Source organism: Alicyclobacillus contaminans DSM 17975, from assembly GCF_000429525.1.
Taxonomy (GTDB): Bacteria; Bacillota; Bacilli; order Alicyclobacillales; family Alicyclobacillaceae; genus Alicyclobacillus_A; species Alicyclobacillus_A contaminans.
This window is the reverse complement of the sequence record NZ_AUCA01000028.1, coordinates 20,767-33,150: the sequence shown is the minus strand read 5'-3', so window position 1 is coordinate 33,150 and position 12,384 is coordinate 20,767. Positions and strand designations below refer to the sequence as shown.

Annotated in this window: 10 protein-coding genes and 10 tRNA genes; 15 read left to right on the top strand and 5 right to left on the bottom strand. The window is 57.6% G+C overall.

Going from position 1 to position 12,384, the window contains the following annotated elements; all coding sequences use genetic code 11:
- Positions 1–64: 64 nt before the first annotated feature.
- Positions 65–508, top strand: a complete 444-nt coding sequence (locus G463_RS20080; protein WP_169725470.1) for a MarR family winged helix-turn-helix transcriptional regulator — start codon at positions 65–67, stop codon at positions 506–508.
- A 61-nt stretch (positions 509–569) separates the two neighbouring features.
- On the opposite strand, the gene G463_RS0111285 is transcribed toward G463_RS20080, so the two are convergent.
- Positions 570–1,739, bottom strand: a complete 1,170-nt coding sequence (locus tag G463_RS0111285; protein ID WP_026975246.1) for an ROK family protein — start codon at positions 1,737–1,739, stop codon at positions 570–572.
- 202 nt (positions 1,740–1,941) lie between these two features.
- Between G463_RS0111285 and G463_RS0111280 the strand changes: the two genes are divergently transcribed.
- The 14 genes from G463_RS0111280 to G463_RS0111215 all read left to right on the top strand — a co-directional run bounded on the left by G463_RS0111280 (position 1,942) and on the right by G463_RS0111215 (position 8,178).
- Positions 1,942–2,604 (top strand): fibronectin type III-like domain-contianing protein, encoded by a 663-nt coding sequence (locus tag G463_RS0111280; protein ID WP_026975245.1) that lies wholly within the window; start codon positions 1,942–1,944, stop codon positions 2,602–2,604.
- A gap of 279 nt (positions 2,605–2,883) precedes the next feature.
- Complete coding sequence (locus G463_RS20075) at positions 2,884–4,629, top strand: methyl-accepting chemotaxis protein (protein WP_051322220.1); 1,746 nt, start codon at positions 2,884–2,886, stop codon at positions 4,627–4,629.
- A 236-nt stretch (positions 4,630–4,865) separates the two neighbouring features.
- Positions 4,866–4,942 (top strand) — tRNA-Arg (locus G463_RS0111270).
- Between the two features lies 1 nt (position 4,943).
- Positions 4,944–5,026: transfer RNA gene (locus tag G463_RS0111265), tRNA-Leu, on the top strand.
- Between the two features lie 2 nt (positions 5,027–5,028).
- A tRNA-Ala gene (locus G463_RS0111260) sits at positions 5,029–5,104 on the top strand.
- A gap of 3 nt (positions 5,105–5,107) precedes the next feature.
- A tRNA-Asn gene (locus G463_RS0111255) sits at positions 5,108–5,182 on the top strand.
- Positions 5,183–5,211: 29 nt separating this feature from the next.
- Positions 5,212–5,286: transfer RNA gene (locus G463_RS0111250), tRNA-Glu, on the top strand.
- A gap of 1 nt (position 5,287) precedes the next feature.
- Positions 5,288–5,362: transfer RNA gene (locus G463_RS0111245), tRNA-Val, on the top strand.
- A gap of 25 nt (positions 5,363–5,387) precedes the next feature.
- Positions 5,388–5,463: transfer RNA gene (locus G463_RS0111240), tRNA-Met, on the top strand.
- A gap of 14 nt (positions 5,464–5,477) precedes the next feature.
- Positions 5,478–5,554, top strand: a tRNA-Asp gene (locus G463_RS0111235).
- A gap of 6 nt (positions 5,555–5,560) precedes the next feature.
- Positions 5,561–5,637: transfer RNA gene (locus G463_RS0111230), tRNA-Ile, on the top strand.
- A 242-nt stretch (positions 5,638–5,879) separates the two neighbouring features.
- Positions 5,880–6,437 carry an anthranilate synthase component II gene (locus tag G463_RS0111225; RefSeq protein WP_026975244.1) on the top strand — a complete coding sequence of 186 codons (558 nt, stop codon included), beginning with the start codon at positions 5,880–5,882 and terminating at the stop codon, positions 6,435–6,437.
- A 27-nt stretch (positions 6,438–6,464) separates the two neighbouring features.
- Entirely contained in the window at positions 6,465–8,018 is a 1,554-nt protein-coding gene (locus tag G463_RS0111220; RefSeq protein ID WP_245575891.1) for an anthranilate synthase component I family protein, read from the top strand.
- A gap of 85 nt (positions 8,019–8,103) precedes the next feature.
- Positions 8,104–8,178: transfer RNA gene (locus G463_RS0111215), tRNA-Arg, on the top strand.
- 30 nt (positions 8,179–8,208) lie between these two features.
- On the opposite strand, the gene G463_RS0111210 is transcribed toward G463_RS0111215, so the two are convergent.
- From G463_RS0111210 to G463_RS0111195, 4 genes are all read right to left on the bottom strand, one after another.
- Positions 8,209–8,574 (bottom strand): hypothetical protein, encoded by a 366-nt coding sequence (locus G463_RS0111210; protein ID WP_026975242.1) that lies wholly within the window; start codon positions 8,572–8,574, stop codon positions 8,209–8,211.
- Positions 8,575–8,811: 237 nt separating this feature from the next.
- The gene (locus tag G463_RS0111205; RefSeq protein ID WP_026975241.1) at positions 8,812–9,732 is read right to left on the bottom strand and encodes an ABC transporter permease; all 921 of its coding nucleotides are present in this window, start codon (positions 9,730–9,732) and stop codon (positions 8,812–8,814) included.
- Positions 9,729–10,814, bottom strand: coding sequence for an ABC transporter permease (locus G463_RS0111200; RefSeq protein ID WP_026975240.1), 1,086 nt, complete (start codon positions 10,812–10,814; stop codon positions 9,729–9,731). The genes G463_RS0111205 and G463_RS0111200 overlap by 4 nt, the downstream gene beginning before the upstream one ends.
- Positions 10,811–12,346: an ABC transporter ATP-binding protein gene (locus G463_RS0111195; RefSeq protein WP_026975239.1), complete on the bottom strand. Its 1,536-nt coding sequence runs from the start codon at positions 12,344–12,346 to the stop codon at positions 10,811–10,813. The genes G463_RS0111200 and G463_RS0111195 overlap by 4 nt, the downstream gene beginning before the upstream one ends.
- Positions 12,347–12,384: the final 38 nt, after the last annotated feature.

Here is a 12,384-nt window from a genome sequence, read left to right as displayed (position 1 = left end):
GCGGACCGAATAAATGTGCAAACTAGAGAAAAAGGCATGCGATGTCAAAGTCCGGGTGGATGTCATGGAAGCGAATGAAACGCAGAGACTTGCGATGGAATTGGGAGAGCAAATGCTCCGCTTGAAGCGGCTGATGCATGTGCAAGCCTTGGAGAAGGACCACGGATTGACGGGGACGCAGTTTTTCATCCTCGGCGTGCTGTCCGGACGGGGATGCGCCAAAGCATCGGAACTGAGCAAAGCGTGCGGTCTGAGTCCTGGCGCGGTGACCCAGTTGTGCGACGAACTGGAGACCATGGGATACGTGCAGCGTACTCGCAGTGATATTGACCGAAGGGTCGTCATGGTCACGCTGACCGCCGACGGACGTCAGAAGTTGACGGAACTGCACCATCACGTCACGGAGCGGATGTGCGAATTGATTGTCCATATGCCGCGGGATGATATGCGCCAATTCGTGAACACTCTCCGCCAGATGGTCGATTACGCGGAGAATGCGTCTCGTTGATACGGATTGTCGACGAGAGATCGACAGTCACCGTACTTGCGACCGACGGTGACCGCATCGGTCAGGCCGATTGTGGACCCGCGAAGTGTTCGTGGAGAACGAGCGCAGCCGCGCCGATGGCACAGGCGTTGCGCCCGAGTGCAGACATACGGATGGTCACCGGTGCGTACGGCACGCTGAAACACCGGGTTTGAATGGTTTGTTGTATGGGGTGCAGCAGCCAGTCTCCGGCTTGCGCTAGCCGATTGCCAATGAGAATGAGCGATGGGTTCAATCCGTTGATCAGGTTGGAGAGGCCGATGCCGAGGTAGGTCCCGATGGTATGCACCGCTTCTTTGGCCGCCTGCTCCCCGGACTGCAGGCGTGCGAGAATGTCTTCGCTGGAGTGTTTGCTTTTGGTCAGCATTTGATAGCGGTGAATGAGGGCCCGCTCGGACGCGTACATTTCCAAACAGCCGTGGTTGCCGCAGGAACACTGAAGTCCCTCAGACTCGATGGTCATGTGGCCGAATTCCCCCGCTATCCCCTGACTCCCTCGCACCAGTTCGTTGTGTACGATGATGCCCGTCCCAATTCCGGTCCCCACACTTACGTAAATTAAATGGGAGACTTCCTTGCCCATACCGAACAACTTTTCTCCCAGCGCCCCTGTGTTCGCCTCGTTGTCAACGTATACGGGAAGTCCCAGTCGCGTCGCCAAGAGCGGTCCGAATGGCACATCCCGCCAGGACAAGTTGGGGGCGTTCAAGACCACGCCATGCGAATAATCCACCAATCCGGGCACGCCCACGCCTACGCCAATTACGCCAAGGTTGGAAGGGGGAAGCGCCTCCCTCATCTGGGTGACGGTGTTCGCAATCCGTTCGACGACCGACGCCACATTCCGCGGTTCAGCCATGTCGAGTTCCTGGCTTGACACGACGTTCGCGGACAGGTCCGTGGCGAGGATTCGAACGTAATCCACACCGAGATCGATGCCAATCACGTAACCCGCGGATGCGTTGAACAACAGCAACACGGGGCGGCGTCCGACTTTGGTCTGCCCTCGTCCGACTTCAATCGCCAGATTTTCATGGATCAGTTCATCGATAATGGAGGATACGGTGGCTTTGTTCAAGCCGGTTTGGACGGAAATTTGCGTGCGGGAGATGGGGCTGTGAAACCGCAGCAAGTTGAGCACGATGGAGCGATTCATTTCCTTAATAAACGCTTGGTCGCCGGTTCTCTTCATCTGTAGTCGTCCTCTGTCATCTGAATTGGGGTGTGAGGGTGCGCCGTGAATGGGTCCGCAATTATCCCCCTGACATACGATCCGTTCTTCATTCGTCAAGTAACCATAAATCCATGGGGCCGTCAACCAAATCGGCAGGTCTTACGGCGGGGGCCACGCATCAGATTCGCTGGAAGAACTGGAATTCCTGATTGCCGAAAACGTGCCGGCCGTCGTGGAAGCGTGGCTGCCCGGCGAAGAAGGGGCCGAGGCGCTGGTGGACGTGCTGATGGGCGATGTCAATCCCTCTGGTCGACTGCCAATCAGTGTGCCTCGCTCGGTGGGTCAGGTGCCCGTGTATTACGGACACAAGCAATCCGGAGGACGCTCTCATTGGACCGGCCATTACGTGGATGAGAGTGCAAAACCGTTGTATCCGTTCGGCCACGGTCTGAGCTACACGCAATTCCACTATACGGATCTCGCGTTCTCGAACCGTGTGGTGGATGTTCACGGCTGCGTGGACATTTCGTGCGCGATTCGCAACATCGGGGCGCGTGCAGGAGACGAAATCGTACAATTGTACATTCGCGATCCGGAGGCGGACGTGACTCGTCCAATCCAGGAGCTTCGCGGTTTTGCTCGCGTGTCGCTGGCGGCGGGTGCGGCGGCGCGGGTGACGTTTCGATTGTCCGCACATCAATTGGCATTTTACAACCGCTCCATGCAATTCGTGGTGGAGCCGGGCGTGGTGGAGGTCATGGTCGGTGCTTCGAGCGAAGACATTCGATTACAGGGAACGTTTGCGGTGACCGGTGACACGGCGGAAGTGGGGGAGGAGAAAGTGTTCACCACGCCGGTGGAAATTCAGCCGCTGCGGGATTGAAATGCATAATAGCATTGCAAACCAATCGGAATTTCTGTATATTTGGAACTAGACTGATTCCGAGGCTATTCCATAGATACACCGAAACGGGGGATTCACAAACCGAGCGCATTGGGTCGAGAGAGAACACCGGAGCGTTTGCTTCGGCTTTTTTGTGGTCGGCGATGGATGTGGCATATTTGGCGAAAGTTAGTTGGATTGACAGACAATCTATCCAGTCTGTGATAAAATGTCGGCAGTGTCGTTAGAACATCCAGAGAATTCGCAGGGGGTAGGGGTATGCCGGGAGCTAGTGACGGCGCGAAGCGCAAATTTACCATGCAAGAAATCCGTTTGACGGTTAGGCAAAAACTGATGATTGCGTTCTCCGTCATCGGCTTCTTCAGCGTCCTGCTTGGGGTGCTAAGTTTTCTTTCTTTTAGTGGGATTCAGGCCTCATCGGAGGAGGTCTTAAAGCACGCCATTCCCATCAATCAGACGGTCAATTCTTTGATGCAGGACTTACTTAATGAAGAAACCGGAATTCGAGGCTACTACATCACTCAGGACAAGCAGTATCTTCAACCGTATGTGGACGGATCGGCCCAAGCGGTGAAGGATCTGAAAACGTTGCGGTCGTTTGAGAGCGCGTACCCGCAACTGAAGCCGGTGATTGAACAGCAGCTGGTGCCAGCGGAAAGCCTGGTTCAGTCGTCCTTTGACGGATTGCAAGTGCAGATCCAAACGGGTCAGCTGTCGTCGGCCAAACAGAATCTTGACGCAGGCAAGGCAGCCATGGACGATTTCCGGGTTGCCTACAGTGCGGTCGAAAAGATTGCGGGGCAAATCACCTCGCGTTCCGAACAACGCATCGGATCGACCGTGCATATTGCTTATATCGCGATGAGCATCACGCTGATTGTATCCATTGTGATTGGTGTCTTCATGCTGATGTATCTGCGTAAAACGGTGGTGCTGCCGATTCGTCGCGTGGCGAACCAATTGCGGGATATTGCGGAAGGAGAAGGCGACCTGACGAGGCACCTGGACGTTGCGACCAACGATGAGATCGGAGATTTGGCGCACCACTTCAACAATATGGTGGACGGACTGCGGCAGCTCATCGGCCAGGTTGGCTTGAATGCAGAGCAGGTTGCGGCTTCATCCGAAGAGTTGACCGCCAGCGCCGAACAGACAAGCCGCTCCACGGAGCACATCGCCAGCACGATGCAGGAAGTGGCATCCGGCGCGGAACGGCAGGCGCAGGGTGTATCCGTCACCGCTGGGCACATCGTGACCATGACCACGGGTTTGAAGGAAATCGTCGGTCATGCGGAATCGGTGGTGAGCGCGGCGGAAAAAGCCAATGCCGTGGCGATGGATGGCAGTACGGCGGTCCGCCATGTCGTGGAGCAAATGAATGCCATCCGTGAGGAAATGGGACGATTGTCCGAGAAAGTGATGGTGCTCGGGAATCGCTCCAAAGAAATTGTCGATGTGGTGAAGTTGATTCGCGGTATCGCGGATCAGACCAACCTGCTGGCCCTGAATGCGGCGATTGAAGCGGCGCGGGCAGGTGAACATGGCCGAGGCTTTGCCGTGGTCGCGGACGAGGTGCGCAAACTTGCCGAGGAGTCCGCGCAGTCCGCGGGGCGCATTGCTGAACTCGTTCAGACCATCCGGGTAGAAACCCACGGGGTGGTATCGTCCATGGAGAATGCAACGGGGGAAGTGAAGAAGGGCGTTGACACGGTGACCGAGGCCGGTATGTCGTTTGAGCAGATTCTGATTGCGGTAAGCGACGTGAAGCGCCGTGTACAGGAAGTGTTGGCCGTTGCAAGCCAGATTCAGTCGGGGGCAGGTGAAGTGGAGGCATCCATTGTGGAGATTGATCACATTGCGGTCACCACTGCATCGGAAACGCAGACGGTCGCAGCCGCGGCAGAGGAGCAGTTGGCATCGATGGAGGAAATCACGTCGTCTGCTGCCAACCTGTCACTGATGGCGGAGGAACTGCAAAAATTGGTCGGCAAGTTCAAGGTGTGACTTCAGAGAGCGGCACTGCCGGGCGAAAGCGCCCGGCAGTTTTCTTTTATTCTCATGGTGGATGCCGAGAACGCATCACTTCCACGGCGAGAAACAGGCGAACGAGGGAGGTATTCAGATGTAATGATTTGGATCGAAAAAAGATGCAAAAACCAGTTGCAAAGTATAGGGTGCGTCAGTATAATAATCATTGTCGCTCGCGCGACAAGCCCGAATGAGGCGGCGCGAAAAGATGCGTGCCCGTAGCTCAGCTGGATAGAGTGCTTGACTACGAATCAAGAGGTCGGGAGTTCGAATCTCTCCGGGCACGCCATGCCGAAGTGGCGGAATTGGCAGACGCACACGACTCAAAATCGTGCGGGAAACCGTGCCGGTTCGAGTCCGGCCTTCGGCACCAGTGGGGCTATAGCTCAGTTGGGAGAGCGCTAGAATCGCACTCTAGAGGCCAGCGGTTCGAATCCGCTTAGCTCCACCACGTTCCTCGATAGCTCAGCGGTAGAGCATCCGGCTGTTAACCGGAGGGTCGTAGGTTCGAATCCTACTCGGGGAGCCAATGACTCCCACCGGCGCGGTGGGACCCATGGCCCCATGGTCAAGTGGTTAAGACACCGCCCTTTCACGGCGGTAACAGGGGTTCGAATCCCCTTGGGGTCACCATGGGCGGTTAGCTCAGCGGGAGAGCACTCGCTTCACACGCGAGGGGTCGGCAGTTCGATCCTGCCACCGCCCACCAAAGCACCGCGCTCGGTGCGACATATCGCGGGGTGGAGCAGTTGGCAGCTCGTCGGGCTCATAACCCGAAGGTCGCAGGTTCAAGTCCTGCCCCCGCAACCAAGTTGCTTTTTTATGGAGCTGTGGTGTAGAGGCCTAACATGCCTGCCTGTCACGCAGGAGAACGCGGGTTCGAATCCCGTCAGCTCCGCCACACCAAGGGCCTATAGCTCAGCTGGCTAGAGCGCACGACTGATAATCGTGAGGTCAGAGGTTCGAGTCCTCTTAGGCCCACCAATCAAAGAAGGAGAGAGACCGAAAGGTCTCTTTTTTCTATGAATCGCGTCTTGACGTCGCGTCGCGTGGTCGAGTAATCTGGAGGTAGTTGAGCTGAGTAAGTTGAGCGTAGTGTAGACTGAGGGAAGCGACGCGGAGAATGAAGAGCATCATTGCGTCCAACAAACGCCACAGCTATACTGCTGTGGTTTTTTTGTTCCTTCTGGTCAGCTCACAAGCGAAACAGAAAGGGTGTGCAATGGATGCTGCTGGTGATTGACAATTATGACTCATTTACGTACAACCTGGTGCAGTATTGCGCGGAACTCGGAGCCGACGTGGTGGTTCGGCGAAACAGCGTCCCCCTGTCGGACTTGGTGGCGCTCCGTCCGTCGCATGTGCTGGTCTCTCCCGGTCCCTGTACACCGAATGAGGCAGGATGTTCGTTGGCTGCCATTCGCCATTTCGCTGGCCGTATCCCTGTCCTGGGAGTGTGTCTCGGTCACCAGGCGCTGGGACAGGCGTTCGGCGGCCGTGTGGTGCGCGCGCGCGTTTTGATGCACGGGAAGACCAGTATGATACATCACACGGGGGATGCCCTGTTCAAAGATGTTCCGAGCCCATTCCAAGCGACGAGGTACCACTCCCTGATGGTGGACGGAGACTCCCTGCCGAGTTCGTTCGCCGTGTCCGCGACGTGTGACCATGTCATCATGGGGCTGCGCCACCTGCCCACCGGAGCGGTGGGGGTGCAGTTTCACCCGGAGTCCATTCTGACCACACATGGAAAGACCATATTGCGCAACTTTTTGGCCAGCTGACTTCGTTGAGCGGAAGGGGAGAACAAGATGACCATGCAGCAGAGCCCAATCGCGATGTTCACCGGTGCGGTGGCGTCCACAGCCATCGATCCGTTCTACACATACCTCGCTCTGGTGGATGAATTCGGGGAGGGCCAGGCGTTCCTGTTGGACGCTGCGCGGGATGCGGAGAGCCCGTACCGGATGAGTCTGGTGGCGGCCGTGCCCGTGTTGGAGTTTCAAGTCAAGGATGGTCGGGTCACCGTGGATGCCGTGGAGGGGTTGGTGGATGCTCTGCGGGCGGAACTGGAACGCCTGGGATATGTTGAACTGGGCATAGAGGCTCGGTCGTTGTCCCGGAGTTATGTGGATGGCGGCGCACTGTGTTACCGGACAGAGGATCCCATGGCGTTGTTGGAACATATTCGCAGCTATATTCAACAGTGCCGCTCCACGACTCAACAGCCTCCGTTCGCCGCGGGGCTGTTTGGATACATCGGCTACGATGCAGTCCACTATTTGGAGCGTCTTCCGAAAACCACGATGGACGACAGAAATCTGCCGGATATCCGGCTGCAGTGGTTTGCGGCCACCGTTCATGTCGGGGAGGAGGTGGAGGTGTACGATAGTCTCGCTGTGTTGGACCGCCTGTGCCCCGCTGAGACATATCAGAAGTTGTCGCAGCGCGTGTCGGCGGTGCGGCAACTGGTTCTGAAGGAACGGAGGCAACGGACCCCTGATGCTTTCACCCATTCGGCTGAACTTGTCTCCGGGGAAGCGGTGGAAGACGTTCCGAGAGACGAATATGTGCGGAACGTAGAGAAGGCCAAGGCGTACATCGCCGCGGGAGATATCTTTCAGGTTGTCTTGTCGAAGCGACTCCGCGTTCCCAAGCGCATGCATCACTACGCGGTGTATGATATACTGCGCCGCATGAACCCTTCCCCTTATATGTTCATGGCCGAATATCCGGACATGCGGCTGTTCGGCGCGAGCCCGGAAGTCCAATTCCGTGTGGTGAACGGTGTGGCGGAAATGAAGCCCATCGCGGGAACATCGAAAGGTCGCGGTCAATCAGCCGAAGAGGACGCGAAGTTGGTCCAGCGGCTGTTGGAAGATGAGAAGGAGCGGGCCGAACACGTCATGTTGGTTGACCTGTGCCGGAATGATCTTGGGCGCGTGTGCCGGTACGGTACGGTGGAGGTCAAGAAATTCATGACTGTGGAGGCGTACTCTCACCTGTTTCACCTCGTTTCGACGGTGCAGGGCAGACTCCGAGATGACGTGAGTGTCTTCCACGCACTGCTCGCCACATTCCCCGCAGGGACTCTGTCGGGCGCTCCGAAAATTCGCGCGATGGAGATCATCGATGAACTGGAGACACATCGGCGCGGTCCGTACGGAGGCATGGTTGGCGTCGTCGATTTTGACGGGAATGCCAACACGGCCATTGTCATCAGAACCATTGTTGAACACGCGGAATGGTACTATGTTCAGGTGGGAGCGGGCATTGTCGCGGACAGCGTTCCGGAATTGGAGTGGCAGGAGTGCAGCCACAAGGCGGGTGCACTGCTCGATGTCCTGGGTGTGAGAAAGAACTGACTGGGGCATATTGGGATGTGCACATTTTATCCGCCTTTGTACTTGCAATCCCTCTGCCTGTATGGTATATTTCTTTTCGTGACTGGCGCCCATAGCTCAGCGGATAGAGCACCGGTCTCCGGAACCGGGTGCGGGGGTTCAATTCCCTCTGGGCGCACCATAACGAAAAGGAGAAGCTGACTCTTGAGAGTCAGCTTTTTTTATCGATGTCGTGTCCTAGTTTCTCTATGGGCCGTTCTGACGCCAGCGTGGTGGTTTCGTCAAATGGTTCGGCGGCAGTACTGGAAGACATCCCGTCGAAGGCTTTGGTTTCACTTTTTCTCTCCACGAGCGCGCGTCGACGCAGGCTGCCCAGATACAATCGAGCGGCTTCCGGGCTGATGAACACCTCATCCACAATGGCCGTAGGTATGGATGGGGCCACCGCAAACGGCTCGGTTGCGCTCGCCACCTCGGCGGCCTTAATCCGCCCGGTCTGCGGGTCATTCCCCTGTTCGCTGGCATAGACGCGATACGCTTGGTGAAAATAACCTGAACCATTCACCATGTCCGACATGTGGCGCTGGCTCCTTTCTCATCATTCCTACATCCATGTTACGATATCTGGCGCATCACGAAAAGACATGGTTCTGCCATATACTCTGCTGAAGGAAGCTTGGGATGCGCTGCGGGGGTCAACAGTGGGTCGAGGATCACGCGGACGCGTTTCGAACGGCAAGAAACCTTGTGCTCACATGAAAAAGACCTGGCTGCCGACGGGCAGGCCAGGTCTTTCTGTATGATGGTGTTTTGGTCAGCGCTGTGGGGTGTATGGAATGCCGTCTGCCGCCGGGGGCTTACTGCGCCCCACCAGACCCGCCAACGCGAGAATGGTCAGGACGTATGGCAACATGCCGAGCAGGTTTGCCGAGATGCCATTGCCCTGCAGCGCGATGCCGAGCGCCGTGGCGAATCCGAACAACAGAGACGCGCCAAACGATCCGAGCGGCGTCCATTTCCCGAAGATCATGGCCGCCAGCGCGATGTAACCGCGTCCGTTGGTCATGTTCACGTCAAACGAATTGAGAATGCCGAGCGACAGATAGACGCCGCCGAGCGCAGACAGCAGTCCACCGATGATGACGCCGGTGTATCGCAGACGCCACACGTTCAGTCCAGCTGTGTCCGCCGCCAGCGGGTTTTCGCCCACCGCGCGCATCCGCAGTCCCAATCGGGTGTGGAACAGAAACCAGTGCGACAGCCCCACGAGAATCAACATGATGTAGACCAATACGCTTTGGTTGGTGAAAAAGGCGCCCACAAAAGGAATGTGGGACAATCCGGGAATGGACCACGTCGGCAGCTGCGGCGTATCGGGCGGCGTACCGCCGTAGCCAAACACCGTATCCAGCAGGAAGGTGGTGAGGCCAGCGGCAAAAATGTTGATGGCCATGCCCAGTACGACCTGATCGGCCGCCAGGCGAATGGCCGCCCAGGCGAACACTGCGGACAGCAGACCGCCCATCAACATGCCGCCGATGGCGCCGAGCCAAGCGGAATGTGTCCAGTATGCGAACGACACGCCGAAAAAGGCGCCCATCAGCATGATGCCTTCCATGGCGATGTTGACAACACCGGTTCGTTCGGAGAATGTGCCGCCGATGGCCGGCAGCGCCAATGGCACGGCCATGGCCAGCGTCGAAGCCCACAGTTGGGGGTTGGTGAGTATGCTCATGCCGATTTCGGTCCCTCCCCAGCGGTTGACGTGCGCACGCGAGATGTGCGGCGCCGATACCATTGAATTACCTGTGGCAGTAATCGTTCCGCCGCCACGAAGAAGATGATAAGTCCAGTCAGGACGTCGGTCAGGCTGGCGGGAATATTGGTGACTTGCTGCATGTTCTGGCCGCCCGTGGACAGAGCTGCGAAGAAGATGGCGGACACAATCACGCCAAAGGGATTGTTGCGGGCGAGCAGCGATACCACTATTCCCGTGTAACCGTATCCCGTGTTGAAGCCTTCGGCCAAGCGATGATCCATCGCCAACAATTGCACGCCACCGGCCAAACCGGCCAACATACCGCTGAGGCCGAGGGCCAGGATGGTGTACCAGGTCACCCGGATACCCGCGTAACGGGCGGCGCGTGGATTCAGACCGACCGTGCGCAGCTGAAAGCCGATGGTGGTGTGAAACAGGATGAACCAGACCACAATGACCGCCGCGATGGCGATGAACAGGCCGATGGTGAGCTGTGGCGAGGATGGGCTCAACACCGGCAGCCACGTATTTTGAGCGACCGCCTCGGATTCCGGCATGCTGCCCGGTTTACGCATCGGGCCTTCCTCAATCATGTACTTGCAGAGCAGGATGCCGATGTAGCTCATCATCATGGTGGTGATCACTTCGTGCGCGCCCCGATACGTCTTCGCGAGTCCGGGGATGATTCCGGCCCACAGGCCGCCGGCCACCATCGCCACCAACAAACACAGGATGATGTGCAGCCACCCGGGCAGTGTGGTGAAGTGATATCCGGTCCACGCGGCGCACATCACCGCCACCCAATACTGACCTTCGGCACCGATGTTGAACAGGCCGGCGCGGAACGCCACCGCAATGCCGAGTCCAATCAGAATGAGCGGTGTGGCAATCGCGAGGGTGTTGCCCAGGTTGTACGCATTGCCGAACGCTCCGCTCAGGAGTGAACCGTAGACCTGCAGCGGGTTGTAACCGATGGCCGCGGCGACAATCCCGCCGACAAGCATCGCCAACACGGCGGCAATGACCGGCGTCGACAACTGGCGAAGTATCGATTTCACGATGTTGTCCCCTCCTTGGTCGCTTGCTCCTGGCTCATGCCGGTCATCATGAGACCCAGCTGCTCTCGCGTTGCCGTTTCTCCAGGCACGACGCCGACCAGGCGACCGCCGTGCAGAACACCGATGCGATCCGACAGGCTCAAGATTTCATCCAGTTCCAACGACACCAGGAGGATTGCCTTTCCTTCATCCCGCAGGCGAAGCAATTGGCGGTGAATTCCCTCGATGGCGCCGACGTCCAGTCCTCGCGTGGGCTGCACAGCAATCAACAGCTGCGGCTCCCGGGACACTTCGCGCGCAAGGATCACCTTCTGCTGATTTCCGCCGGACAGGTCTCCGGCCTTGCGAGTGATGTCCTTGGGGCGGACGTCGAACAGGTGAATCAACTTCTCCGCATACGCTTTGGCCGGTTGTGAGAACATCACGCCAAACTTGGAAAACGGATGCTTGTGAAAATCCCGCAGAATGGCGTTTTCCGTCAATGTAAAATCCAGCACCAATCCGTCCAATTGGCGATCCTGCGGGACGTACGCAATTCCTCTCGCGGTGCGCTCCGCAGTGGATAGATGTGTGATATCTTGATCCTGAAAATGGATTCGGCCGCCCGCCACCGGCAACAATCCGGCGATGGCGTCCACCAGTTCGGTTTGTCCGTTCCCGTCAATCCCGGCAAGGCCGAAGATCTCACCTGCGCGCACCTGCATGGATACGCCGCGCACCTTCTCCTGGCGCGCGCTGTTCACCACGTGCAGATTTTCCACGTTCAGCACGACGCCCGAAGGATTGGCGGGCTGTTTGTCGATGCGCAGCACGACTTCGCGGCCCACCATCAGATTCGCCAACTGCTGCGGCGTGGCATCTCCGATGGGGAGGGTCTGCACGGTCTTGCCAGCGCGCATGACGGTGATGGTATCGGCAATGGCCCGTACTTCGTCAAGCTTGTGGCTGATGAAGACGACCGGAATGCCCTGCTCCTTCAGATGTTTGACCACCGCGAACAGCTCTTCCGTTTCCTGCGGAGTGAGCAGTGCCGTGGGCTCGTCCAAAATCAATAGTTTTGCTTTTCGGTACAGCGCTTTGAGGATTTCAACCCGCTGCTGCAGCCCTACGCTCAACTGCTCCACGCGCGCCGTTGGATCCACATGCAAGCGGTATTGCTCGGACAACGCGCGGACACGCGCTTCCGCTTCCGAACGATGATAGCGGATTCCTCCGGGCTCGTCCCCGAGCACGATGTTGTCCGTGACCGTCAGGGCGGGAATCAGCATAAAGTGTTGGTGAACCATCCCAATCCCAGCGCGAATGGCGTCCCGCGGGCTGGAGAAGTGTACAGGCTTTCCGTCCAGGCGGATTTCGCCGCTGTCCGGTTGATAGAGTCCGTAAATGAGTTTCATCAAGGTGGACTTTCCAGCGCCATTCTCGCCCAGAATGGAGTGCACCTCGCCCGCGTGTACGGTCAGGTTCACACCATCATTGGCTTTGACACCCGGAAAGTGTTTCACCAGGTTGATCACTTCCAAGAACTTGGTCATCCAGGGTCTCCTCTCCCACGGGCAGAATCAGTGGAAGC